The 24,212-nt window shown below is 61.8% G+C and carries 24 protein-coding genes; 20 read left to right on the top strand and 4 right to left on the bottom strand.

Translation table 11 applies throughout. The features are described 5' to 3' along the window. The first annotated feature begins 1 nt into the window (after position 1). The 20 genes from PTZ19_RS00825 to PTZ19_RS00730 all read left to right on the top strand — a co-directional run bounded on the left by PTZ19_RS00825 (position 2) and on the right by PTZ19_RS00730 (position 20,588). A complete protein-coding gene (locus PTZ19_RS00825; protein WP_276351553.1) occupies positions 2-976 on the top strand; it encodes a biotin--[acetyl-CoA-carboxylase] ligase in 975 nt (324 codons plus the stop codon). Positions 977-1,399: 423 nt separating this feature from the next. Beyond that, positions 1,400-2,269, top strand: a complete 870-nt coding sequence (gene panB / locus PTZ19_RS00820) for a 3-methyl-2-oxobutanoate hydroxymethyltransferase (protein WP_276351552.1) — start codon at positions 1,400-1,402, stop codon at positions 2,267-2,269. After that, positions 2,266-3,153: a pantoate--beta-alanine ligase gene (gene panC, locus PTZ19_RS00815; protein WP_276351551.1), complete on the top strand. Its 888-nt coding sequence runs from the start codon at positions 2,266-2,268 to the stop codon at positions 3,151-3,153. Before panB ends, panC begins: the two co-directional genes overlap by 4 nt. Before the next feature lie 2 nt (positions 3,154-3,155). After that, on the top strand, positions 3,156-3,548 hold the full coding sequence (gene panD, locus PTZ19_RS00810) for an aspartate 1-decarboxylase (RefSeq protein WP_276351550.1): 393 nt from the start codon (positions 3,156-3,158) through the stop codon (positions 3,546-3,548). A 56-nt stretch (positions 3,549-3,604) separates the two neighbouring features. Continuing rightward, on the top strand, positions 3,605-4,240 hold the full coding sequence (locus tag PTZ19_RS00805) for a tetratricopeptide repeat protein (protein WP_276351549.1): 636 nt from the start codon (positions 3,605-3,607) through the stop codon (positions 4,238-4,240). A 33-nt stretch (positions 4,241-4,273) separates the two neighbouring features. Beyond that, on the top strand, positions 4,274-7,156 hold the full coding sequence (gene dinG, locus PTZ19_RS00800) for an ATP-dependent DNA helicase DinG (RefSeq protein ID WP_276351548.1): 2,883 nt from the start codon (positions 4,274-4,276) through the stop codon (positions 7,154-7,156). Beyond that, positions 7,153-7,809 (top strand): redox-sensing transcriptional repressor Rex, encoded by a 657-nt coding sequence (locus PTZ19_RS00795; RefSeq protein ID WP_276351547.1) that lies wholly within the window; start codon positions 7,153-7,155, stop codon positions 7,807-7,809. The genes dinG and PTZ19_RS00795 overlap by 4 nt, the downstream gene beginning before the upstream one ends. Further along, on the top strand, positions 7,806-9,113 hold the full coding sequence (locus tag PTZ19_RS00790; RefSeq protein ID WP_276351546.1) for an amidohydrolase: 1,308 nt from the start codon (positions 7,806-7,808) through the stop codon (positions 9,111-9,113). The genes PTZ19_RS00795 and PTZ19_RS00790 overlap by 4 nt, the downstream gene beginning before the upstream one ends. Next, the gene (locus tag PTZ19_RS00785; protein WP_276351545.1) at positions 9,110-9,637 is read left to right on the top strand and encodes a cell wall elongation regulator TseB-like domain-containing protein; all 528 of its coding nucleotides are present in this window, start codon (positions 9,110-9,112) and stop codon (positions 9,635-9,637) included. The genes PTZ19_RS00790 and PTZ19_RS00785 overlap by 4 nt, the downstream gene beginning before the upstream one ends. Before the next feature lie 244 nt (positions 9,638-9,881). Next, positions 9,882-10,412, top strand: coding sequence for a hypothetical protein (locus PTZ19_RS00780; RefSeq protein ID WP_276351544.1), 531 nt, complete (start codon positions 9,882-9,884; stop codon positions 10,410-10,412). Beyond that, the gene (locus PTZ19_RS00775; protein ID WP_276351542.1) at positions 10,405-11,934 is read left to right on the top strand and encodes an AAA family ATPase; all 1,530 of its coding nucleotides are present in this window, start codon (positions 10,405-10,407) and stop codon (positions 11,932-11,934) included. Before PTZ19_RS00780 ends, PTZ19_RS00775 begins: the two co-directional genes overlap by 8 nt. 146 nt (positions 11,935-12,080) lie before the next feature. Beyond that, positions 12,081-12,635, top strand: coding sequence for an RNA polymerase sigma factor (locus PTZ19_RS00770; RefSeq protein ID WP_276351541.1), 555 nt, complete (start codon positions 12,081-12,083; stop codon positions 12,633-12,635). After that, a complete protein-coding gene (locus tag PTZ19_RS00765) occupies positions 12,628-13,803 on the top strand; it encodes a hypothetical protein (protein WP_276351539.1) in 1,176 nt (391 codons plus the stop codon). Before PTZ19_RS00770 ends, PTZ19_RS00765 begins: the two co-directional genes overlap by 8 nt. 174 nt (positions 13,804-13,977) lie before the next feature. Next, the gene (locus PTZ19_RS00760) at positions 13,978-14,850 is read left to right on the top strand and encodes a 3-hydroxyacyl-CoA dehydrogenase family protein (RefSeq protein WP_276351538.1); all 873 of its coding nucleotides are present in this window, start codon (positions 13,978-13,980) and stop codon (positions 14,848-14,850) included. Then, entirely contained in the window at positions 14,847-16,058 is a 1,212-nt protein-coding gene (locus PTZ19_RS00755; RefSeq protein ID WP_276351537.1) for an acetate/propionate family kinase, read from the top strand. Before PTZ19_RS00760 ends, PTZ19_RS00755 begins: the two co-directional genes overlap by 4 nt. Positions 16,059-16,082: 24 nt before the next feature. Then, complete coding sequence (gene asnS, locus PTZ19_RS00750) at positions 16,083-17,384, top strand: asparagine--tRNA ligase (RefSeq protein ID WP_276351536.1); 1,302 nt, start codon at positions 16,083-16,085, stop codon at positions 17,382-17,384. A 54-nt stretch (positions 17,385-17,438) separates the two neighbouring features. Further along, complete coding sequence (locus tag PTZ19_RS00745) at positions 17,439-18,173, top strand: DnaD domain-containing protein (protein ID WP_276351535.1); 735 nt, start codon at positions 17,439-17,441, stop codon at positions 18,171-18,173. Positions 18,174-18,405: 232 nt separating this feature from the next. Then, positions 18,406-18,609, top strand: coding sequence for a hypothetical protein (locus PTZ19_RS00740; RefSeq protein WP_276351534.1), 204 nt, complete (start codon positions 18,406-18,408; stop codon positions 18,607-18,609). Between the two features lie 37 nt (positions 18,610-18,646). Beyond that, complete coding sequence (locus tag PTZ19_RS00735) at positions 18,647-20,029, top strand: arsenic transporter (protein WP_276351533.1); 1,383 nt, start codon at positions 18,647-18,649, stop codon at positions 20,027-20,029. Between the two features lie 148 nt (positions 20,030-20,177). Continuing rightward, on the top strand, positions 20,178-20,588 hold the full coding sequence (locus tag PTZ19_RS00730) for a DUF2500 domain-containing protein (RefSeq protein WP_276352274.1): 411 nt from the start codon (positions 20,178-20,180) through the stop codon (positions 20,586-20,588). A gap of 64 nt (positions 20,589-20,652) precedes the next feature. Here PTZ19_RS00730 and mtnB read toward each other — a convergent pair whose 3' ends face one another. Genes mtnB through proC form a run of 4 tightly spaced genes read right to left on the bottom strand, consistent with a single transcriptional unit; the run spans position 20,653 to position 24,203 of the window. Continuing rightward, positions 20,653-21,306: a methylthioribulose 1-phosphate dehydratase gene (mtnB, locus tag PTZ19_RS00725; RefSeq protein WP_276351532.1), complete on the bottom strand. Its 654-nt coding sequence runs from the start codon at positions 21,304-21,306 to the stop codon at positions 20,653-20,655. A gap of 60 nt (positions 21,307-21,366) precedes the next feature. Next, positions 21,367-22,065 (bottom strand): 2-hydroxy-3-keto-5-methylthiopentenyl-1-phosphate phosphatase, encoded by a 699-nt coding sequence (locus PTZ19_RS00720; protein WP_276351531.1) that lies wholly within the window; start codon positions 22,063-22,065, stop codon positions 21,367-21,369. Further along, positions 22,062-23,291, bottom strand: a complete 1,230-nt coding sequence (locus PTZ19_RS00715) for a 2,3-diketo-5-methylthiopentyl-1-phosphate enolase (protein ID WP_276351530.1) — start codon at positions 23,289-23,291, stop codon at positions 22,062-22,064. Before PTZ19_RS00715 ends, PTZ19_RS00720 begins: the two co-directional genes overlap by 4 nt. A 21-nt stretch (positions 23,292-23,312) precedes the next feature. Next, on the bottom strand, positions 23,313-24,203 hold the full coding sequence (gene proC, locus PTZ19_RS00710) for a pyrroline-5-carboxylate reductase (protein ID WP_276351529.1): 891 nt from the start codon (positions 24,201-24,203) through the stop codon (positions 23,313-23,315). Positions 24,204-24,212 lie beyond the last annotated feature (9 nt).

The raw sequence follows: 24,212 nt of genomic DNA, 5'->3' as shown, positions 1-24,212 counted from the left end.
GTTGAGCCATTCGACAACCCTGCTGGCGCTGCTGGAGGAGGCTTCGGGCGCTTACGTTTCGGGGGAGGACATCAGCCGCAAGCTGAACGTGAGCCGGACCGCGGTCTGGAAGCAAATCCGCAAGCTGGAAGCGGAAGGATACGTCATCGACGCCGTTCCGAGGCTGGGGTACCGGCTGTCCGGCCGCCCTTCCCGCCTTTCCCTGCACGACCTGCTGCCGAAACTGACGACCCGCTCCTTCGGACGCAACTTGAAGCTGTATGAAGAAGTCGGGTCCACGCAGGACGAATTGCGGAAGCTGGCGGCGGAAGGCGCGCCCGAAGGAACGCTGGTCATCGCCGAAAGCCAGACGCAAGGCCGCGGCCGGATGGGCCGTTCCTGGCTGTCTCCGCCCGGCAAAGGGGTCTGGATGAGCCTGCTCTTAAGGCCGCAGGTTCCGCTGGTGTTTACCCCTCAGCTTACGCTGCTGGCCGCCGTGGCGCTCAGCCGGGCCATTGTCCGGGTCGTTCCGCTGGACATCGGAATCAAATGGCCGAACGACCTGCTGGTGAACGGGAGGAAAATCAGCGGCATTCTGCTCGAGTCCGCGGCAGAAGACGAAAGGCTGAAATACGTAGCGGTCGGCATCGGGATTTCGGCGAACCTGGACGAGGAAGACTATCCGGAAGAGCTTCGGACGAAGGCGGTTTCCCTCAAAACGGCGTCCGGCCGTCCCGTCGACCGGGCTTCGCTCATCGCGGCGGCGATGGAGGAGTTCGAGAACCTATACGCCTTGTACCAGCAGGAAGGGTTCGCTCCGATCCGCATGCTGTGGGAGGCGCATTCGGTCACGCTCCATCGGCCCGCGGCCCTGCTCACTCCGCAGGGCGTCGTGGAGGGCGTGCCGGAAGCGTTGGACGATTCTGGAGGGCTGAAAGTCCGTCTGAAGGACGGAAGCTTGCGCACGGTTTATTCGGCGGAAACCCCGAACTCCTGAGACGCGGCTCTTTCGGGAGCGGCCTATTGGACGGCCGCGGGGAGCCGTGTTATACTGGTTTTGCGCAAGGTGGTATCGCCCCGTGCGAACCGCACTTGCCGAAGCTTGCGCTAGACCGATCTACAATGGAATACCGTCCAAGAAGCACGGCGGATTCTGCTCAGAGCCGAAGGGACCGAGACAGAAGGACGTGACTGACGTTCGATGTGTTGGAAACCCTTTTGCCTCGGGCAGATGGGTTTTTTTGCCGTGTAGGACGAAGTTGGGCCCACCCCCGTCTTTCCCCAAAAAGTGAAGATAGCCTTCGAAGCGCATTCCGATTACTTTGTGGGGACCCCAACTATCGGAATAAGCGGCAGAGCTTCCCGTCACTTTTGGGGGAGAAATTAAGGAGGACCATCCGAATCCAAGGAGGACCATCCCATGAAGCAAGCATTGACCGTACCGAAATTCAAAGCCATGAAAGCTTCCGGCCAACCGATCGCGGTGCTGACGGCCTACGATTATCCGTCCGCCCGCTTGGCGGAAGAAGCCGGCGTCGACGCGATCCTGGTCGGCGATTCGCTGGGCAACGTCGTGCTCGGCTACGACACGACCGTTCCCGTCACGCTGGAGGACATGATTTACCATACCCGGGCCGTCGTCCGGGGAGCGCCCGGGACGATGATCATCTCCGACATGCCGTTCGCCACGTACCGCTTGGGACCGGAGGAAACGCTCCGGAACGCCGCCCGTCTCATGCGGGAGGGCGGAGCCCATGCCGTGAAGATGGAAGGCGGAGCCGATCTGGCGGACGAGATTCGCCGGCTGACCGCAGCCGGAATCCCGGTGATCGGCCATCTCGGTTTGACGCCGCAATCCGTCCATACGATCGGCGGTTACAAGGTGCAAGGCAAAGACCGGCAGGAAGCGGAAAAGCTGCTGGATGACGCCCATGCGCTTGAGCGAGCCGGCGTGTTCGGCATCGTGCTGGAACTCGTGACCGAACCGCTCGCCGCCGCCGTATCGAAATCCCTGCAGGTGCCGACCGTCGGCATCGGGGCCGGGCGGGGCTGCGACGGGCAGGTGCTCGTCTTCCACGACATCATCCGGTACGGCTCCGGGATAAGGGACAAACGATTCGTGAAAACTTACGCCGATGTCGGCGAAACGATAAGGCAAGCGATCGGGAATTACGTCGGCGACGTGAAATCGCGCCAATTTCCGGAAGAGAAGCACGGGTTTCCGCTGGATGACGCCTCCGCCAAGGATTGGGCCCTGTCTTCCCGGCTATACGGAGGAGATCCGACATGACCCCCAAAGTCGTTCGGCAAATCGCCGAACTGAGGGAAGAAATCGCGGCTTACCGCCGCGCGCACGCGGCAAGCGCCCAAGTCGGGCTCGTTCCGACGATGGGTTACCTGCACGAAGGGCACGCCAGCCTGATCCGCCGTTCGGCGGAAGAGAACGGCTTGACGGTGCTCAGCATATTCGTGAATCCGATCCAATTCGGCCCCAACGAGGATTTCGACCGCTATCCGCGCGACGAAGAGCGGGATTTGAAGGTCGCGGCGGAGGCCGGGGCGAACCTGGTGTTCCTGCCGTCGGTGACCGAAATGTATCCGGATAAGCCCCGCACGACCGTGAGCGTGTCCGGCGTGACCGAACGCCTATGCGGCGCGAGCCGGCCGGGACATTTCGACGGCGTCGCGACGGTCGTTTCCAAACTGTTCCATATCGTGCAGCCGGACCGGGCTTACTTCGGTTTGAAAGACGCCCAGCAGGTGTCCGTGATCGCCCGCATGACCGAGGATCTCAACTTTCCGGTCGATATCGTCCCTTGCCCGATCGTGCGGGAACAAGACGGGCTCGCCCTGAGCTCGCGCAATGTCTATCTCAACCCGGAGGAACGCCGGCAAGCCTTGATTTTGTCCCAGACTTTGTCGCAGGTGGCGGGCTGGATCGAAGACGGGATGTCCGAAGCCGAGCTGACGGTCCGCATACGCGGACGGATCCGTTCCCAGCCGCTGGCGGACATCGAGTACGTGGAAGTCGCGACGTATCCGGAGTTGGGCCACCCGCCCGCGGATCGTCCGCTCAGAGAATCGCGGGAACCGCTGCTCGTCGCATTGGCCGTCCGTTTCGGGAAAACGCGGCTCATCGACAACGTGCTCCTATTCCCTTCGGAGGTGAAATGAACATGTTCCGGCAAATGATGAAGTCCAAAATCCATCGCGCGACCGTAACCGAAGCCAACCTGGAATACATGGGCAGCGTCACGATCGACGAGGACCTGATGGATCTGGTGGACATCCTGCCCAACGAGAAGGTCCAAATCGTCGACAACAATAACGGCGCCCGTTTCGAAACGTACGCCATTCCGGGTCCGCGCGGCTCCGGCGTGATCTGCCTCAACGGGGCGGCGGCCCGATTGGTCCACCCGGGAGATAAGGTCATCATCATCAGCTATGCCTTGATGTCCGAGGAAGAATGCCGGCGGCATCAGCCGAAAGTCGCCTTCATGGACGACAAAAACCGGCCTGTCGAATTGATGGCGCAAGAACCGCATTCGACCGTTTGGCAAGGCGTATGAAAGCATCCCCCGCGACGCAGAATGAGCAGTACAGCCTGCGAGAAGGGGGTACGCGCATGTCTGTCATCCGGCAATGGTTCTCCGCTCTTCACGAATCGCTCGACGAACTGATTCTCCGTTATCCCGGGGCCGACGAGGCGGAACGCGGCCGCATGTTGGAACAGTGGACCGCGCTCAAAGCGATGAGCGACGATCTGGTGGAGCAATGGCTGCAGCTGGAGGATAAACTATCCCTGTTCCGGGAGCTGCAGGAAGAAGGCGCCGCCCCGCCGCCGGCGGAACTGCTGCTCGGCACGTTTCAAAAAGGGCAGGGCTATTTCAAGCTTCACATGTTCGACCAGGCGGCGCGGCATTTGGAGGAAACCGTGCGGACTTACCCCGACCTGCTTTCCGCCAGGCTGTATTTGGCGATGTCACGCATGCATCTGAAGGAGTGGAACGAAGCCCAGCGGCATTTTCGACTGATCGCCGCATTGGCCGACGAGCCGAAGCTGAAGGCGATCGCCTTGAATGCGCTCGGCTGCATCCAGGCCGTGTTCGCGCAGCTCGACCAAGCGCGGCAGCTGTTCCGGCAAGCGATCGAAGCCGACCCGACGTTCGGCGAAGCCCGGCGCAACCTGGACCGCTGCCGCAGCGGCGGCGGGGATCTGGAATTGCAGTTCGGAAGCGCGGAGCTGCATGCCACGGTATAAGAAAGCCTCCGCGTAGAAAGGAAGTCCGTTTTCATGAAATTCGCCGTGCTCGATTTCGAGACGACGGGATTGTCCGAGACGAAAGACGAAATCATTCAGGCGGGACTCGCGGTCATCGACGAAGCGGGTGCCGTCTGTTCCACGTTCGCCAGCTTCGTGCGTCCGGAAAAACCGATCCCGGAAGAGATTTCCGCCCTGACCGGCATTACGGACGAGGACGTGCGCGAAGCCCCGGAACTCGAGGACGTGCTCGCCCGAATGGTGCCGCTGCTTCAAGACGCGGTGCTGGTCGGCCACAACGTCGGCTTCGACGCCGGGTTCCTGCAGGCCGCTCTGGACCGTTGCGGCTATTTGCCCTACACCGGACGCTTGCTGGACACCGCGAAGCTCGCGCGAATCGCGTATCCTTCCCTGCCGTCCTATCAGCTGTCGTCCCTCGCGTCGTCTTTCGGGATCGGCCACGACAGGCCGCACCGGGCGGACAGCGACGCGATGGCCACGGCGGAGCTGTTCCGCATCGCGACGGACAAGCTGCGTTCGATGCCCTTGCTGACGCTGCAGAGGGTGGGGGCGCTGTTCGATCCCGACCTCAGCGACCTCGGCTGGTACATCGGCTTAACGCTGCGGGAGCGGGAAACCCAATTGCTGCCGGATCCCGAAGGCTACCATTACCATCGTCAATTCGCCATGAAAGCCGGCGAATGGAGCGACGAAGATTCGTCCGGCCGGCAGGACGAGACGGCAGAAGCGGCAAAAGTGCTGTCCGGCATGACCTTCGAAGAACTGTCTTCCGAAACCGCCCGCAAAATGAAAGAAATGCTTCCCGCCTACGAGGAACGCGAAGGACAGTCCATCATGTTCGGCGAAGTGCTTGAGGCGTTCGCGACGGACTCCCATCTGCTCGTCGAGGCCGGAACCGGAACGGGCAAATCGCTGGGTTACTTGCTTCCTTCTCTCTATTATGGGCTGAAGGAATCGAAAAAAATCGTCGTCACCACCCACACGATCCAGCTGCAGGAACAGCTGCGGCAGCGCGATCTTCCTTTGCTGCAGGAAGTGCTGCCCGTGAAGTTCCGCGCTTCCGTATTCAAAGGGCGCAGCAATTACTTATGCCTCCGCAAATTCGAGAACCGCGTGACGGTGCCGGACTATGCGCTGGGAGAAGACGAGGCGGTTGCCCGCGCCTCCATGATCGTCTGGCTCTCGGAGACCGAGCGCGGGGAAGGGGAGGAGCTGAACCTCGGACGCGCGAAAGAGGAATGGGACGCCGTCGCGAGCGACGCGGCTTCTTGCCTGAACCGCGCCTGCCCGTGGTTCCACCGCTGCTTCTACCATCGGGCCCGGCAGGAAGCCGGCAAAGCGGATCTGATCATTACGAACCACGCGCTCGTTTTCACCGACATGCGGGCGGAACACCGCCTGCTGCCTTCGTACGACCGGCTGGTCGTAGACGAAGCCCATCATCTGGAGGAAGTCGCCAGCCAGCACTTGGGCCGCAAAACCGGGTACAACTCGCTAGCCGTGCCGTTGCAAAGGCTGTGGCGGGATTCCCGCACCGGCCTTATTCCCCAGCTGTCGATCGCTCTGGCTTCCATCTCCCACGGGAAATCGCAAGCCTGGATCGAGAAAACGGAGGAGATGCCCGGCAAGCTGAACCAGATCCGGGACGCTTGGGAGCGATATGCCGAGTCGCTGTTCGGCTTGCTCGCCGCCGAATCGGCTGCAGACGAAACCGGCAGTCTGACGCTGCGCCTGAGGCCAAATGCGCTCCCGGCCGGGTGGCAGACAGTCAAGACGGACGCGGAGAACGCGATCCAGCTGCTGTCCGATTTCATCCGTCCGATGGAAAGGCTGATCGCGGAAATCCGCGAGGAGACGGACGAATACGCGCTGCAGGGATTGTTGACCGATCTGAGCGGCGCCGTGAAGGACGTTGCGTCCGTCCGGGCAGACACGGCCGCGTTCCTGGCGTTTAACGAAAAGGATTACGTCTATTGGGCGGAAGGCCATTTCCAATACAGGGGACGCTCCGTCTGGATGTACGCGGTACCCGCGGACGTGAGCGAGCTGCTCAAGGACGGGTTGTTCGACCGCAAAGCCAGCGTCGTCATGACGTCGGCCACCCTCACGGTCGACAAGTCGTTCCAGTACGTCACGGAGCAGCTCGGTCTGTCGGAGCACGAGAAGGAAGGGAGACTGCGCACGGCCCGCCTGCCGTCTCCGTTCCGCTATCGGGAGCAGGCGCTGGTGCTCATCCCCCGGGACTTTCCGGCCATTCGCGGCAGAGACGGGGAAGCGGAATTCGTACGGGCGCTGACGGCGTCATTGACGGACGTCGCGCGGACGGTCGGCGGGCGGATGCTGGTGCTGTTCACCTCGCACCGCATGTTGAAAACGGTCTATGCGCCGCTCAAGGAAGCGCTGAAGCCGTCGGGCATCGACGTGCTCGGCCAAGGGATCGACGGCTCCAGCCGAAGCCGGTTGACCCGCCAGTTCCGCGAACGGCCCGCTTCGGTGCTTTTGGGAACGAGCAGCTATTGGGAAGGCGTGGACTTGCCGGGCGACGCGCTCACCTGCCTCGCGATCGTGCGGCTGCCGTTCCAGCCCCCGAACCATCCCGTCGTCGAAGCGAAGTCGGAAAAGCTGCAGGCGGAGAACCAGAACCCGTTCATGAAGCTGTCGCTGCCCCAGGCGGTCATTCGCTTCAAGCAAGGATTCGGGCGGCTCGTCCGAACGGCAAGCGACCGGGGCATCGTGATTTTGTACGATACCCGCGTGATCGATACGCGGTACGGGAAATATTTTCTCTATTCGCTGCCGGGGCCGAAAATGGAGCATTTGCCCGCCGCGGGTTTGGCCGAAAGGGTGAGAGAATGGCTGGAGACGGATCGAACGGACGGAGGGGAAGCGGGATGAAGCAGGATAAAATTTCGGAGGCGGTCGTGCGCCGGCTGCCCGTCTATTTGCGGTATTTGAACGAACTCAGCTTGTCCGACGTCCAGACCGTTTCTTCCCAGGACTTGGGCGAGAAGCTGGACCTCAATCCCGCCCAAATCCGCAAAGACCTGGCATTTTTCGGCGAATTCGGACGCAAGGGCGTCGGTTATAACGTCGCGTACCTGATCGAGAAAATCCGGCAAATCCTGAAGCTGGACCAGATGCTGAACGTGGCGCTGGTCGGCACCGGCAATTTGGGCAGAGCCCTTTGCAACTACAATATGTACACCAAGGATAACATGAAAATCGTGGCCGTCTTCGATGCCGACAAGAGCAAAACCGGCAGCCAAATCAACCATTTGAACGTGCAGGCGATGGATGAGCTGAAAGAGACGGTGGAGCGGCTAGGCATTACGATCGGCATCATCACGGTGCCGGCAGCGGAAGCCCAGAACGTGGCGGACCGGTTCGTGGCCGCGGGCATTAAAGGGATTCTCAATTTCGCTCCCGCCGTACTCAGGGTTCCTTCGGGCGTCCGGATCCATTATGCGGATTTCACGGCGGAGCTGCTCAGCTTGGCTTATTACATGGATGACGACAATCGCAAAGGACAAGGGGACGTCGAAGCATGAAAAAGTGGCTGATCCGCGGGGGATACTTGGCAACGTTGGAGGAAAACCGTCCGTATTTCGCGGGATGGATGGCGGTCGAAGGAACGAGGATCGCCGAGATCGGGGAAGGGGAACCGACGCCGGAACGGCTCGAATGGGCCGACGAGATCATGGACGGCAAAGATCTGCTCTTCTTGCCCGGGCTCGTCAATACGCACGGCCACGCGGCAATGTCGCTGCTGCGCGGTTACGCGGACGACCGGGTGCTGCAGGATTGGCTGGAAAATTACATGTGGCCGATGGAAGCCAAGTTTACCGGGGACGACGTGTACTGGGGAACCGCGCTGGCGGCCGCCGAATTGGTCCGCACGGGGACGACGACCTTCCTGGACATGTACGACCATATGAACCGGGTCGGAGAGGTCGTGGAGCAGTCCGGCCTGCGGGGCGTCCTGACCCGGGGCATGATCGGATTGGTGCCGGAAGACGTGCGGAAAGCGAAGCTCGAGGACGCGGTCTCCTTCGCGAAGGATTGGCATGGCGCCGCCGACGGGCGGATCCGCGTCATGATGTGTCCGCATGCGCCGTATACCTGCCCGCCGGACTTCATCGTCAAAGTCGTCGAGGCCGCCCATGATTTGGATTTGCCCTTGCATACGCATATGTCGGAAACCCGGTTCGAAGTCGAGCAGAACGTACGGGATTACGGCGTTCGCCCGCCCGAGCATTTGGACCGGCTCGGCTTTTTCGGCAAGCCTGGGGCGCTCGTCGCCCACGCCGTGCATTTGACGGACGAGGAAATCGCGCTGCTCGCGGCACGCGGCGTGGCGGTATCGCATAACCCGATCAGCAATCTGAAGCTGGCCAGCGGGGTCGCCCGGGTGCCGGAGCTGCTGGCCGCCGGCGTAACCGTCGGCTTGGGCACGGACAGCGTCGCCAGCAACAACAACCTCGACCTGTTCGAGGAGATCCGGATGACCGCGCTGCTTCACAAAGGCGTGACCGGCGATCCGACGGTCATCCCCGCCGCGGAAGCTTTGCGTATGGGCACGGAATACGGGGCGCGGGCGCTCGGGCTTGGGGGAGTGACCGGCGCGCTGCGTCCGGGGATGAAGGCCGATTTCATCGCGGTATCGACGGCGAACACCCGTTTCGTTCCCCGCACGGATCTGATTTCCCACGCCGTTTACTCGGCGTCGAGCGCCGACGTCCGCCACGTCTGGGTGGACGGCCGGCAGCTGCTCCGGGACGGCGAGCTTTTGACGCTGGACGAAGAGCGGATCCGGTACGAGGCCCAAGCATGCTTCGAGAGGCTGCGGGGATGACCCCGAGCCGTACCGAGAGCCGCCGGCGTTTGCCGGGCATGACTTTGTCGCGCTGGCTGGCCGCTTTCGTTACCCTTGTCGTGCTGGCGGTCCTGGGCGTCGTGCTGTACGTTCGCTCCGCGGACGCCGGATATCGCGGGGAGGAAAGAAACGCCGTCCGACTGGCGGAGTCGCAGGCCGGCCTTACGGAGATCGAAAGCGCCGTCTCGTACACTTGGAACGAAACGCTCTGGGTCGTGTTGGGGAAAGACCGGGACGGGGTGGAATGGTTCGTCTGGGAGCGGGAAGGCGGCATCGAGAAAATGAAGCTGAGCGACGGATATTCCGAAGCGCGAATTCGCGAACGGTTCGCGATCGACCGTCCGTCCGCCCGGGTGATCCGGATCCTCCCCGGGTGGGCGTTCGATCAGCCGATTTGGGAAATCCGTTACAAGAAAGCGCCGAGAGCCGACCAGCAAAGCATCGATTTCTACTCGTTCCGCGACGGAACGCTGCTGAAAACCTACGACTTGCCAGGCAGTTGAATCGCTGATACGCTTCGTGCGGCCGCATGCAGCCATGGAAACATGGCGTGTTTGCGGCTTTTTTCCGTGGCGGGGTCGTTCGCGAATCAGGAAGCGCGATCGCTTTCCATGGCTGCGTTGCCAGTCTTTCACGCAACATTCGTCTATCAAAAGATGATATACTCGGATATGTTCGCTCGTTGAACGAGCCTATCCATCCCATCCAATGAACTCATCATACTTGCTAGGCAAGGAGGTTAGACGAATGAAAATCAAAGTGGTGCCTTTGCTCGCGACGGCCGTAGTGACTGCGGGCTTGCTGTTCGGCGGTTGGACTTTCTACCGGCAATACGCCGTCGAGAAGCCGCTCGACCGGGTCGCGGAATCGCTGGCGGGCGTGACCTCCGCCCAAACCGACATGACCTCCGGAGAAGTCACGGTCGATTTGAAGCTGACGCCCGACGCCGATTTGGCCGACATCTACCGGAAATTGAAGGACAACGGTGCGGTCTCCGGCAAAAAGCTGGAGCTGAACGTGCAATCAGACGCTTCGAACGGAACGCTGGAGAAAGCATGGAGCTACTCGCTGTTCGACGTCGCGGAATCGATGGAAACCCACCGCTATACCGGCATCCGCACCGCCATGGACCAGCTGTCGGCCCGTTTCCCGGGCGTGAAGGCTTATACCGACATGGACGACGATAACGTCTATATTCGGCTGGTTGACGGCAAAGCGGCGAAATTCGTCGTCCTGCCCCGCGAATCGGCGACGATGGGGGTGTGGCCGAATGCGTAACTTCAAATCGTACCGCAAAGAAATCGCGATCGGCTTCCTGTCCGTCCTGGCGATTTTCCTGCTCTATGCCGGGGTTTCACCGATGCCGCTCGTCGCGGTCGGCGTGCTGGCAAGCGCCGCGTTCCTGATGACCAAGTCCCGCGGGGGGCTGGCGGTCGGCGCGGCCGGCGGCAAGCGCCCGGCCAAGGCGCCTTCGCCGCTGTCTTTCGAGGACATCGGAGGCCAGGAACAGGCCAAGAAAGAGCTGATCGAAGCGCTCGACTTCATGGTCAAGCGCGAGGAAATCCGGAAGCTCGGCATCCGTCCGCTGAAAGGGATCCTGCTCACGGGACCTCCGGGAACGGGCAAGACGCTGCTTGCCAAAGCGGCCGCCCACCGCACGAAGTCCGCCTTCGTCGCCGCTTCGGGCAGCGAATTCGTGGAAATGTACGTCGGCGTGGGCGCGAGCCGGATCCGAGATTTGTTCAAGGAAGCCCGGAATCAGGCCGTCAAGCTGAAGCGCGGCTCGGCCGTCATTTTCATCGACGAGATCGACGGCATCGGCGGCAAGCGCGACGGCGGCCAGCAGCGCGAATACGACCAGACGCTGAACCAGCTGCTGACCGAGATGGACGGCATCCAAGGGGACGAGTCCGTCCGCATCCTGCTCATCGCGGCGACCAACCGCAAGGAGCTGCTCGATCCGGCGCTGCTGCGGCCGGGGCGGTTCGACCGGCATATCCAGGTCGATTTGCCGGACAAGAAAGGCCGCGAGCATATTTTGCGCCTGCATGCCCGCAATAAACCGCTGGAAGACGGCGTCTCCCTGGAGCGGGTCGCGGAAGAGACGTTCGGCTTCTCCGGCGCCCAGCTGGAGAGCGTCATGAACGAAGCCGCGATTTACGCGATGCGGGACGACCGCGATCAGGTGAGCCAAGCCGACTTGACGCAGGCGATCGACAAAGTGATGATGGGCGAACGGACCGACCGCGAGACGACGCGGGAAGAGCGCGAGCGGGTGGCCATGCACGAGCTCGGCCACGCCTTCATGGCCGAGACGCTGCGTCCCGGCAGCGTCGCGCAGGTGTCGCTGACGCCGCGCGGCCAAGCGCTCGGCTACGTCCGCCACCATCCGCGCAAGGACAGCTACCTGTACACGAAGCAAGCGCTCGAAGATCAAATCATGATCGCCCTCGGCGGGGCGGCCGCGGAAGAGCTCATTTACGGCGGCCGGAGCACCGGATCGAGGGGAGACTTCGAACAGGCGACGGGCATCGTGCGCACGCTGATCGAATCCGGCATGTCCGAACTCGGCATCGTGCATCCCGAAGCGCTGACGCAAGTGGAGTGGGCCCGCGAGAACGCCAGCATCCTGGACGGCTTGATGGACCGTACCCGTCAGCATCTTGCCGTTAATAAGGACAAGTTTTACGAAATGCTGGACGTTCTGGCGAAGGAAGAAACGCTGTCGGGCGACCGGCTGCGCGAATGCCTCGCACAGGACGCCGGCGGAGGCGCTTCTTCCGCTCATGCCGCATCTTGACGATTGAATAGGGCCTTTCCGCTGACAAGCCGGAAGGCCATTTTTGCATTCGCCGATTTTCCGGAAGAACTTTTCGGCTCCATTTGCGTCTGAAAGATTGAACCGAACACCGATTCGGATCGTCTAACGAATTGAGGTGCAAGGGCTTGAACTCCGAGACGAACGTGGAATACCTGAAATATATCGTGGAAACGGACGATCCCAAAGCGCTGCTGGATGAGCTCATGACCGCCTACGGCAAAGAGGTCTGGAACTACGCTTACAGCATCACGCGCAAATGGGACATGGCCGACGACATCACGCAGGAAGTGTTCCTGAAAGTGTATCGGCACATTCACTCGTTCCGGCGCGACGCTTCCGTGAAAACCTGGCTGCTGACCATCACGCGAAACACGGCGATCGATTTTAGGCGATCCGCCTTTTTCCGCAAGGTAACTTTATCCGACTGGATGGAGGAACGGGGGGAAGCCCGTTCGGTGGAGCAGGAAGCGATGGAAAAATGGGCGGTGGGGGACCTCTGGGACCTCGTCTTGAAGCTGCCGGTCAAATACCGGGAAGCGATCATCCTGTTCGCCCACCATCAGCTGTCCATGAAAGAAATGGCCGAGGTTCTCGGCGTGACCGAAGGAACCGTCAAGTCCAGGCTGTTTCATGCCCGCCAGAAATTGTCCAAGATGAAGGAGCAGATCGACCATGGATGATGCCTTCGACAAGGAGCTCAAAGACCAGCTGTCCCGCGATCCGTTTCCCCGGCGAGGCTTCGATGCCCGCCTGCGCAGAAGGATCCTGGAACGGATCGACGGCAAACCGGAGCGTTCCGGCCGATTTCGCGGATCTTCCCGGATGGTACCCGCATACGCGTTGTCCGCGTTCGTCGTGCTGCTCTTCGGAATGGGATTATGGGTATGGAACGGACAGCATCAAGGCGGGACCCAAGAGGCGAAGATTCAAGCGCCCGCTTCGGCCCCCCTCGCGGAAACGACCGCCGCACCGGCCTTGCCGACCACCCGGTACGCCCTGCTCATCGGGCTTCGGGAAGACACCGGGAGCGGAGCGACCGGAACCGTAAGCCGGTACCGTACGGTCCTGATCGCTCCGCAAGGAAGCGATCCCGACCGGCTGGAGCTCGCCGCCGACGTCGCGGGACTGTACATGCCGTATGGCCAGAATTTTTGGGAAATCGCCGTGAACGAAACGGCGGACGGCCGGCAGGCCCTGCAGGCGATCCAAGCCACGGGCCGCAAGAGCGTCCGCGCGGATACGGCGCTTACGGGCGCTTCCATCCCGGATTATTTGCTGAACGAACGCGTCGTCTATGCCGGCAACCGTTATTTGAGCATCCGTTCCGAAGTCCGGGACGCGCGAGGCGGCATCGCCGACAATCTCTGGGTGAAGGACATCGCCCAGCTGGGGGCCGCGCGGAACGATCCGGCCGCCGAACCTCACGTCGCGCTGGAGGAACTCGTCCCGAACGCCGGGAACGCCGATCCTTCCGGCAAACGCCATGAGCAGTGGGGGATCAGCCGCATTCCGGGGCAATGGGCGGCGCAGACGCCGGGCGGCGACCTCCTGGGCGTTGAGCTGCCGACGGAAGCGGTGCAGCACGATCAATTGACGCTGAGCTGGGAACAGATCCAGCGGCTGGAACCCGGCTCGCTCGACGCCTTTACTTACGGCAATATGCTCGGGGTCGTGACGAATGTCGGGGGAATCCGCGTCCGCACCGTCCGGGACGGCGAATCCGTCTCGGATCCCGTTACGGTGCCGCTCGCCAAAGGCGAAACGGTGGTCATGATCCAATGGGCGCAAGACCCTTACGTGGACCGCTGGATCGAAGCGATGCGATCGTTCGGCGGGCAACAGCCATAATCTCCGAACACGGAACCGTCCGGGGCGCACAGCCTGCCGGACGGTTTCGTTTTCCGGCGGCTTGTTGTCATCGATCCGCCTTTTCTGCCGTTACCGCGGAAAACCCGGTTATGATAAGATGGAATTGATCATCTATTACTGCAGTGTCATCGTCATAAAGGGGGATACTTAAGCATGCTTCGCAAGATCGGGGTCGTCGGCGCAGGCACGATGGGCCGCAGCATCGCGGAGATGCTGGCCGAGAAAGGACTGGACGTGCTGCTCCTCGACCGATCGCCCGAGCAGCTGGATTCGTCCTTAACCTTGCTGGAAGCGAGCCTGGACCGGCAAATGGAGCGTTGGGCGATCACGCCCGCGGAGAAGAAGCTGATCCTGAATCGCATACATAAACAAAGGTCGCTGCAGGATCTCGGGGAATGCGACCTGGTCATCGAGACGATATCGGAGGACCTGGACGCGAAAAAACGGGTGTTCGAAGAATTGGACCGGCATTTGCCGCCGGACGCGATCCTCGCCAGCAACACGTCCACGCTGAGCTTGACGGAGCTGGCCGGGTCGACCCAACATCCGGAACGCGTCATCGGGATGCATTTCATCTACCCGGCCGTCCGCACCGAGGTGGCGGAAATCGTCCGGGGACTGCAGACTTCCGAAGAGACGTTCGCGCGCACCAAGGCATTCATGGAAAAAACGCTGGGCAAAAAAGGCGTGATGGTCTACGAGTCCCCCGGATTCGTCACCACCCGGCTGATCTGCCTGCTGATCAACGAGGCGCTGCACCTGCTGGAGGAAGGGGTGGCTTCCCCCGAGGATATCGACGACGCCATGCGGATCGGTTACCAGTTCGACCGGGGACCGCTCGCCATGGCCGACCGTTTCGGCCTGGATGCGGTGCTGGCGGCGCTTGAAAGGATGTTCCGGGAATTCGGCGAGCTCAAATACCGGCCGTCGTTCCTGCTGAAAAAGAAGGTTCGCGCCGGCCATCTCGGCGTCAAGACCGGCATCGGTTTTTTCGCCTACGACAAGGACGGTGAGCGGGTCGTATGAACGTGCTCGTCATCAACTCCGGAAGCTCGTCGCTGAAATACCAGCTGTACGACATGACGGACGAATCCGTCCAAGCCAAAGGCAAGGTGGAGCGGATCGGCATGGAATCGTCGATCTTGTCCCATGAAGTGACGGATCGGCCGGAAGTCCGCGAAGTCAGCGAAATCCTGGACCATACGACCGCCGTCAAGAAAGTGCTGGACATGCTGACGCATAAGCGTTTCGGCGTGCTTCGCTCGATCGAGGAGATCCAGGCCGTCGGCCATCGCGTCGTCCACGGCGGGGAATCGTTCGGGGAGTCGGTGCTCATCACGCCGGACGTGAAGCAGGAAATCCGCCGGCTGTTCGACCTCGCGCCGCTGCATAATCCCGCTCATATGATCGGGATTCAAGCCGTGGAGGCCAACCTGCCCGACGTGCCGCAAGCGGCGGTATTCGATACGGCGTTTCATCAGACGATGCCGCCCAGCTCTTACATGTACGCGATTCCGATGGTGCTCTACCGGAAGCATAAGATCCGCAAATACGGCTTCCACGGCACTTCGGTGCAATACGTCAGCCGCAATGCGGCCGAGTTCCTGAAGCGGCCGCTGGAGGAGCTGAAGCTGATCGTGTGCCATATCGGCAACGGAGCCAGCTGCACCGCGGTTCTCTACGGCAAGTCGTTCGACACCAGCATGGGGATGACGCCGCTCGAAGGTTTGATGATGGGAACCCGCAGCGGAGACCTCGATCCGGCCGTCGTTCCGTACACGATCAATAAGGAAGAGCTCACGCTGAACGAAGTCAATTCCATGCTGAACAAGCACAGCGGATTGTTGGCCATCTCAGGCATCAGCAGCGACATGCGGGAAGTGATTCAAGCGATGGAGGAAGGCAACGAGCAGGCGCGGCTGGCGTTCGAGATGTACGCCTACCGCATCCGCAAGTACATCGGGTCCTATGCGGCCGCGATGGACGGCCTGGACGCGGTCGTGTTCACGGCCGGCGTCGGGGAAAATTCCGACGCGCTGCGCCGCAAAGTATGCGAAGGCTTGACTTTCCTCGGCGTGGATTTGGACGAGGAGAAGAACCGGATCCGTTCCGGCGAGCCGCGTTCCATTACGAAGGACGGCTCCCGCACGGCCGTGCTGGTCGTGCCGACCAACGAGGAGCTGCTGATCGCGCGGGATACGTACCGGCTGATCCGGCAAGGCAGCTCGGCGTAAAACGATAGAGGAGGAAGTTCGCCTATGGAAAACCGATCCCTGATTACGATTTCGGAAGCCGGGAGCCATGTCGGGGAATCCGTCACGATCGGCTGCTGGCTTACCCGGCGGCGGTCGAGCGGGAAAATCCAGTTTCTGCAGCTGCGGGACGGCACGGGCTTCATTCAAGGCGTGCTGGTGAAGGAAGAAGTCCCGGAAGAAACGTGGGAGGCCGCGGGCAGCCTGACCCAGGAGAGCTCCCTGTACGTGACCGGCACCGTCCGCAGGGACGAGCGGAGCCAATCCGGCTACGAGCTGTCGGTGACGGGACTGTCGATCATCCAACTGACCCGAGATTATCCGATCACGCCGAAGGAGCACGGGGTCGATTTCCTGATGGACCATCGCCATCTTTGGCTGCGCGCGCCCCGTCAACGGGCCGTCATGCGGATCCGGGCCCGGATCATTTCGGCCATCCAGGAGTTTTTCGACGAACGGGGCTTCACGCTCGTGGATCCGCCGATCTTGACGCCCTCCTCCGCGGAAGGGACGACGGAGCTGTTCCACATCCGATATTTCGACGAGGACGCCTACTTGACCCAGAGCGGGCAGCTTTACATGGAAGCCGCCGCCATGGCGCTCGGCAAGGTGTATTCGTTCGGGCCGACGTTCCGGGCGGAGAAGTCCAAAACGAGGCGCCATCTGATCGAATTCTGGATGATCGAGCCGGAAATGGCATTCGTCGACCATGAGGAAAATTTGCGCGTGCAGGAGCAATTCGTCTCGCACGTGGTCGGCCGCGTGCTCGAACACTGCAGGCCCGAGCTCGAGACGCTGGGACGGGACGTCGCCGCGCTGGAGCGGATCAAACCGCCGTTTCCGCGCATCACGTACGACGAAGCGATCCGCATGCTGGCCGAGTTGGGCATGGAACTCCCTTGGGGCGAAGATTTCGGCGCGCCCCACGAGTCGGCGCTGGCGGAGAAGTTCGACCGCCCGCTGTTCATCACGCATTACCCGACGGCGATCAAAGCGTTCTACATGAAGCCCGACCCTTCGCGGCCAGAGGTCGTGCTTTGCGCCGACATGATCGCGCCGGAAGGATACGGGGAAATCATCGGCGGCTCGCAGCGGATCGACGATCCCGAGCTGCTTCGGCAGCGTTTCGACGAGCATCGCCTTTCGGACGAAGCGTACCAGTGGTACATGGATTTGCGGCGGTACGGCAGCGTGCCCCATTCCGGATTCGGCCTGGGGCTGGAGCGGACGGTCGCCTGGATTTGCGGACTGGAGCACGTCCGGGAGACGATCGCTTTCCCCCGCATGTTGTACCGTTTGTATCCTTAATTGGAATGACGGTGACCCGATGAACGGACAACGCTGAAAATGGGGGCTGGGAGAATGGACGACAGGGGCGGCATTGCCCGCGGTTTGGCGGAAGCTTATTTGGACGGCGCCGTAAGCATCCCATATGCGCTGCTGAGAACCTACCGGGCGCTGAAGCTGAGCGACACGGAGGGGATGCTGCTCATCCATCTGCTGGCGTTCCGGCAGCTGGAGCAAAACGAGTTCCCGACCATCGAGCAGCTCCAGGAACGGCTGGGCTCCTCCCCAACCGTGGTGGGCCAAGCGCTGCAGAAGCTCGTCAAGCAAGGGCTGATCGGCATCGACGAAGTGGTGGATCCGGTAACCGGCGTGCAATCGGACCGCTATAATTTATCCGGGCTGTTCCAGAAGATCGGCGCGCTGCTCGCGGTCGGGGAGTTTCCGATGCGGACCGGCGGAGGAGAACCTGCCTCGCCCACGGGCGAAACGGGGGATCCGCGCGGACCCGGGCGTACGGCGGCTTCCAAAACCGCGGTATTCGGAGGCGCGACCAATCTGTTCGCCGTGTTCGAGCAGGAGTTCGGGCGTCCGTTGTCGCCGATGGAAGTGGAGACGATCAACGGCTGGCTGGACAAGGACGGTTACGACGAGGATTTGGTGTTGTTCGCGCTCAAGGAGTCCGTGTTCGCCGGGAAGCTGCATTTCCGCTACATGGACCGCATCCTGCTGGAGTGGAGCCGCAACCGGGTGACCAACGTGGAGGAAGCCCGCGCCCACACCCAGAAATTTCGGTCCGGAAACCGAATATGAATGGAGATTTCGCAGGGGCTGTCCCGATCGGTCGTTACCGACCGCCCGGGACGGCCTATTTTCGTTGTGCGGCTCACGATGGCAGACAGTCCTCCGTACCGTACAAAAGAACAAATAAGCGGCAATCAGGCATTGTCATCAGAACCGGAAGGCTCCCCCGCTCATAAACATGCAATACAGACAACCTCTCATGACGGATGTTCGGCATGGTGGGATCAAGGAGGCGATATCGTTGGAATGGCTCCTGCTGTTGCCGATCGCGCTTGCCGCCGCGGGACTGTATGCGCTGTTTAAACCTCCCGCAAGCTCCGAACGGCCGAATCTCCCCGCGGAACCGGACGGGCTTCAGGTTCCTGCTTTGGAGGCGGAGGGCGAGCAAGCGGTCGCGACCGTGCATGCGGTCTCCGCGCCGGTCACGACTTCCGCCGAGGGGTAAGGGAACGGCCAAGGCAGGAAGAGAGGGGAGGATCAACATGTACTCGCCTGCCGTCATCTCCCTCACGATATTTTCCTTTGCGCTAACCGTATTGCTCATGATGTGGCGTCCCAAAGGAGTGAACGAAGCCGTTCCGGCAACCGGAGGCGCGCTGCTGGTTTTTTTGGCGGGGAGCGTCTCCTGGTCGGATCTGGTCCGGATCGGGGCGACGGTCAGCGGCGCGGCCATCACGATCATCGCTACCATCGTCATCGCCATGGTGCTGGAGAGCATCGGTTTCTTCCAATGGGCCGCCGACGGGCTGGCCGCTCGTTCCCGAGGGTCGGGGTATCGGCTGTTCGTTTACGTGAACCTGGTCTGCTTCCTGATGACGCTGTTCTTCAACAACGACGGAAGCATCCTGATCACGACGCCGATCTTGATTTTATTGCTGAACCGGCTGGGACTCAAAAACCATCAGAAAATTCCGTACCTGCTTTCCGGCGCGTTAATCGCGACCGCCTCCAGCGCCCCGATCGGGGTCAGCAACATCGTCAACCTGATCGCGCTCCAAATCGTCGGCATGGATTTGTACATGCACACGCTGTTCATGTTCGTACCGGCGATGCTCGGCCTGCTGTTCCTTTTCGGCCTGTTGTTCATCGTCTGCTTGCGGGATATTCCCCGCCGGCTGCCATCGTCCCCCAGAGTCTGGGGACAAGCCCCCGGTTTCTCGTCCCGCCATCCGCTGATGGATCCTCCGCCCGCCGAACGGGTGAAAAACCGGAACCGGCTGATGGCGCGCATCTTCCTCTACGTGTTCGCCGTAAGGGCGGCCCTTTTCGTCGCCTCCTATTTGGGCGTTCCGATCGAATACGTGGCCGTGGCCGGATCGGTCATGCTGCTCGCTTGGAGATGGAAAACGAGGGGGATCCCGCCTTACGACATCGTGAAGAAGACGCCGTGGCACATTTTGGCGTTCGCGTTCTGCATGTACGTGATCATCTACGCGCTGCGAAACATCGGGCTCACCGATTGGCTGCTGGAAGCGATCCGCCCGGCGGTTGGCGCCAGCTTGCTCAACACGAGCCTGGTCATGGGCGGATTGGTGTCCCTCCTGTCGACCATCGTCAATAACCACCCGGCTTTAATGATCGGGACGTTGGCTTTGACGGAGATGCATCTGGATCCGCTTTCGCTGAAAGTGGCTTACTTGGCGGGGGTTGTCGGAAGCGACCTCGGCTCCTTGCTGCTGCCGATCGGCACGCTGGCGTCCCTGATCTGGCTGCATATCCTGCGGGTGCATAAAGTCCGGGTCGGGTGGAAGGAGTACGTCCGGGTCACGATCCTCGTGATTCCGCCGTCGCTGCTGTTCACGCTGATCACCTTGTACTACTGGGTGAATTGGATCGCGCCGCTGGCCGGTTTGCAGCGCGGCTGACGCCGGATCCGCCCGCGAAATCCTTGTCCGCAAGACGGGCGGGGATTTTTTTCGGGTTTCGCGTAACATTCGGACAGTCGCGTCGTATGTATCAGTAAGAAACGGTTGGCATGGCCGGCGAACGGGGGAGGGAGAGCCGATGGACGGAATGGAACCCGGATTCGGAGCGTTCGGAGGCGGATTCGGCGCGATGGGCGGTTTCATGACCTTGTTTTTCGTCGTCGTCATCGGGATCATCGCGTTCGGCGCGATCCGGGGAGTCGCGCAATGGAGCTTCAACAACGCGTCGCCCGTCCTGAGCGTGGAAGCCCGGGTCGTCAGCAAGCGCACGCACGTGTCCCACCATCATCATCATGACGGCAACGATTCTTTCCACCACTCCGTGAACTCCAGCACGCAATATTTCGTGACGTTCGAGGTAGAGAGCGGGGACCGGATGGAGTTCCGGGTGGACGGAGCCGAATTCGGCATGCTGGCCGAAGGAGACCATGGCCGGCTCTCGTTCCAAGGGACGCGGTATTTGGGCTTCAGCAGGGTCCGCAGAGCGGAAGCGTATTAAACCGGGGTCGTAAAGGAAAGCTGCCCGCGGGCCGATCGGTCCGGTCGGGCAGCTTTTTTCGGTCTCAGCGTCTGGCGGCTTGCAGCAGCTCCCAGCGGTATGCGTACTCGAAGAGGTATTCGAACGCTTCCAGATGCCGTTTGGCCGCAAACGCGTCTTCACCCCAAGCGTAAATGCCGTGCTTGCGCAGCAGGATGCCGGGAATGCGGGGATCGAGCCGCTGCGTCACCTCCGGCACGATGCGGGGCACGTCGGCGAAGTTGGAGACGATCGGAATGTCGATATGCGCGTCTTCTTCCCAGACGTTCAGCGCCTTGATCAGTTCGACGCCGTCGATCGGCACGGCGCGCCGTTCCCAGAACAGCTCGGACACGAGGTTGTTGAACACGGAGTGGATGTGGAAAATGGCGCCGCAGCCGGTGAGCCGGTAGATTTCGCAGTGGATCGTCGTTTCCGCGGAAGGCTTCAGGCGGGTCGCTTCGCAAGGCTTGCCGCTTTGGTCGACGAACAGGAAGTCTTCCGGCGTCGTTTTCGTTTTGTCTTTGCCGCTGGCCGTGACGGCGAAGTGGAACGACTCCGGCGAGAACCCGCCGATCCGCATCGAGAGGTTGCCGCCGGTGCCGGCGAACCAGCCGCGGGAAGCGAAATCGGCCTTGACGGCCGACAGCTCGCCGATCACGCGTTGTTTCTCTTCCGTCGTGATTTCCAAGAAGCTCATGAGGACTTTCCCCCTTTTTTATCCCACAAAAGTGAAGATCGCCTACGCAGCGTTTTCCGATTACTTCTTTGGGGCCCTGATCTCTAGATCCCTTACGATGTCGTGGAACGTTTCGAACGGAATGTGCGGGAGGCCGAGCTCCTTGCATTTTTCCGTGAGATGCGACCGGGAGAAGACGAGATCGACCAGCTTGGCGCCGGCGAAATCGGTGATGCTGTCCCCGATCAGGATCCGGTAGTACTCGTCCCTGGGGAAGCGGCGGATCACCGTCGTTTTGCACATGCCGCAGTCGTTGCCGCATTCCTCGTCGCAGGCGTGCGGCCAGGTGATCCGGATGCGCTCGCCGCTGAAATCGCTGCCGTTGCAGTAAATATGGTCGGCCGGAATGCCGAACGGCTCCAGCAGCGGATAGACGAAGAAGTCGATGCCGCCGCTCGTGACGTAAAAGGGGACGCCGTTCGATTCGCACCATTCGAGCAGTTCCCCGAAGCCGGGGCGGATGCCCGCCGTCTCCAACACGAAGCCGCGGATTTCCTCCTTCAGGGAGGAGGGCAGCAGCGCGAACATGGCGCCGACGCCTTCGCGGATCGAGACGCGCTCGTGCACGATGTCGTCGATGATCTTCTCGACGCCCGGAGGCCGGAACTTTTTCATGATCGCCACGATATTGTCGCTCAGCGTAATCGTACCGTCGAAATCGCAGAACAAAACGGGCTGCCGGGGGAAAGCCGTTTGCGCGGTCGCTGCCGTTTCGCTCATGCGCTGCGTACCCCCCAGCGGTCGATGGCGGCTTTCAGCTCGGGATGCTGCGCCGCATAAGCTTCCAAAGTTTGTCCGCTCAGGACGGCGTCGACCGCTTGCCGGAAAGCCCGCCCGCCCGCGGCAGCGCCGCCGGGATGGCCGTGTACCCCGCCGCCCGCGTTCACCACGACTTCCGGACCGAAATCGCGGAGGATGAGCGGCACAAGCCCCGGATGGATGCCGGCCGATGGGACCGGGAATACCGTCCGCTGCGGAAGCTCTCCGCCGAGCAGGGCGTCCCGCACCGCGAAGTTCTCCTCCTTCGGCATGACGACGGAGCCGTAGGGAGAGGGGAAGAGGGACAGGTCGGCCCCGGCGATCCGGATCAGCTTGCCGAGCAGCAGGGGCGCGGCGATCCCATGGTACGGGGAAGGGTAGAACGCTCCCGCCATGGCCGGATGGGCGGCGATCGGCACGGCGATATCCGGATCGGAAGCGAGCGCGGCCAGCGCGTCGAAACCGTACGCCAGCACGTTGAACAGCAGTCCGTTCGCGCCGGCTTCGATCGCCCTTAACGCGTTCTCCCGCAGCTTGAACGTTGGGCCGGTCAGGTTGGTGAAATAAATCAGCTTCTGCCCGGTTTGCTGCTCGGCTTCGCGGGCCGCTTCGATACAAGCGGGCACGCGTTTCTCGAGCGGGGTCAGCGGGTTCTCGAACAGGATTTCGTCGTCCTTGATCAGATCGACGCCGCCCAGCGCCTGCTGCAGGAACTGCTCCCGCAGGCCCGCCAGGTCGTAGCCGATGACGGATTTGAAAATGCTCATCACGAGCGGCCGGTCATGGACGCCAAGGCGTTCGCGGACGCCCTGGATGCCGAACTTCGGTCCCGGAAACGCGGACAGGAAATCCGCCGACGGCTGCAGGTCCAGCAGCTTGATGCGGCCGTCCATCGACAGTTTGCCGAACGTCGTGACGAGCAGGGCAGGCAGGTCGCGGCTGAAGTTGAGGTCGGGATACGCGATCTTGATATCCGCGTATCGCCCGCCGGACGCCGCGTCTTTCGGATCGTGAACCGCAACGGAGACGACCCGGCCCAAATATTTTTCCATCCGCTGCTTGGCCACTTCGGGGAGCTCGGTCCAGCTTCCGACCGTCAAACCTTCCGCGATGCCTCTCGCTTTTTTATCGAAGTCCGCTTTGTCGTCGTAAAGACGGTAAGTCGCGGTACTGTAAGCTCCGTTCATGGATTCTCCGTCCTTTCCTTGCTATTCGCCGCTTGGGGAAGAGGAGGCCGCCGCTTCGGAACGGATCGTTTCGCCCATTTCCCGCGCCCTTTCGGCGCAGCGGCGAATGGCGGCGTTCATCCCTTCCTGGAAACGGTAGCCCTCCAGCGTCTCGATCGCGGCTTGGGTCGTACCGCCGGGGGAGGTGACCTTCCGGCGCAGCTCGGCCGGATTTTCGCCGGTAAGCCGGACCATCTCGGCGGCGCCGCGAACCGTCTGCACGGTCAAGTCCCGGGCCGCTTCCTCGCCGAGGCCGAGCTCCATGCCTGCCGAGATCATCGCTTCCATCAAATAATACACGTAGGCGGGGCCGCTTCCGGAGACGCCGTTGACCGCTTCGAGCAGCGGTTCTTCCACCACGGAGGCGATCCCGACGGCACGGAACATGGCCAGCGCCAGTTCACGCTGCGTTGCCGTCGCCGCGGGCGAGAAGCTGATGCCGGTCGCCCCGAGACCGATCGTGCTGGACGTGTTCGGCATCGTGCGGGCGATCGCCCGGCCTTCGCCGAGGATCATCCCGATCGTGCCGATGGTCAGGCCGGCGATCGCCGAGACGATCAGCTGCTCCGGCCGAAGCAGGGGAGCGAGCGCGCGCAGCGCCGCTGCCGAGTCCTTGGGCTTCATGCCCAGCACGATCACGTCGGCGCCGGCGAGCGCGTCCTGCTTGGCCGCTTCCGTGACGGCGGGAATCACCCCGTAGCGCTGCTGCAATTCGGCCAGCCGCAACGCGTTCTGGCGGTTCGTGACGGTGATTTGCGTCGGGTCCGCGAGCTTCGCTTCGATCAGGCCGCGGAAAATCGCTTCGGCCATCGATCCGGCGCCGTAAAAACAAATGCGGGCGTTCCCCAGCGGGGAGGATGCGGTTGCGCTCATGGGTTCAGA

The organism is Cohnella caldifontis, assembly GCF_029360585.1.
Lineage (GTDB): Bacteria > Bacillota > Bacilli > Paenibacillales > Paenibacillaceae > Cohnella > Cohnella caldifontis.
The sequence above is the reverse complement of the archived record's forward strand: the minus strand, read 5'-3'. Positions and strand labels throughout refer to the sequence as shown.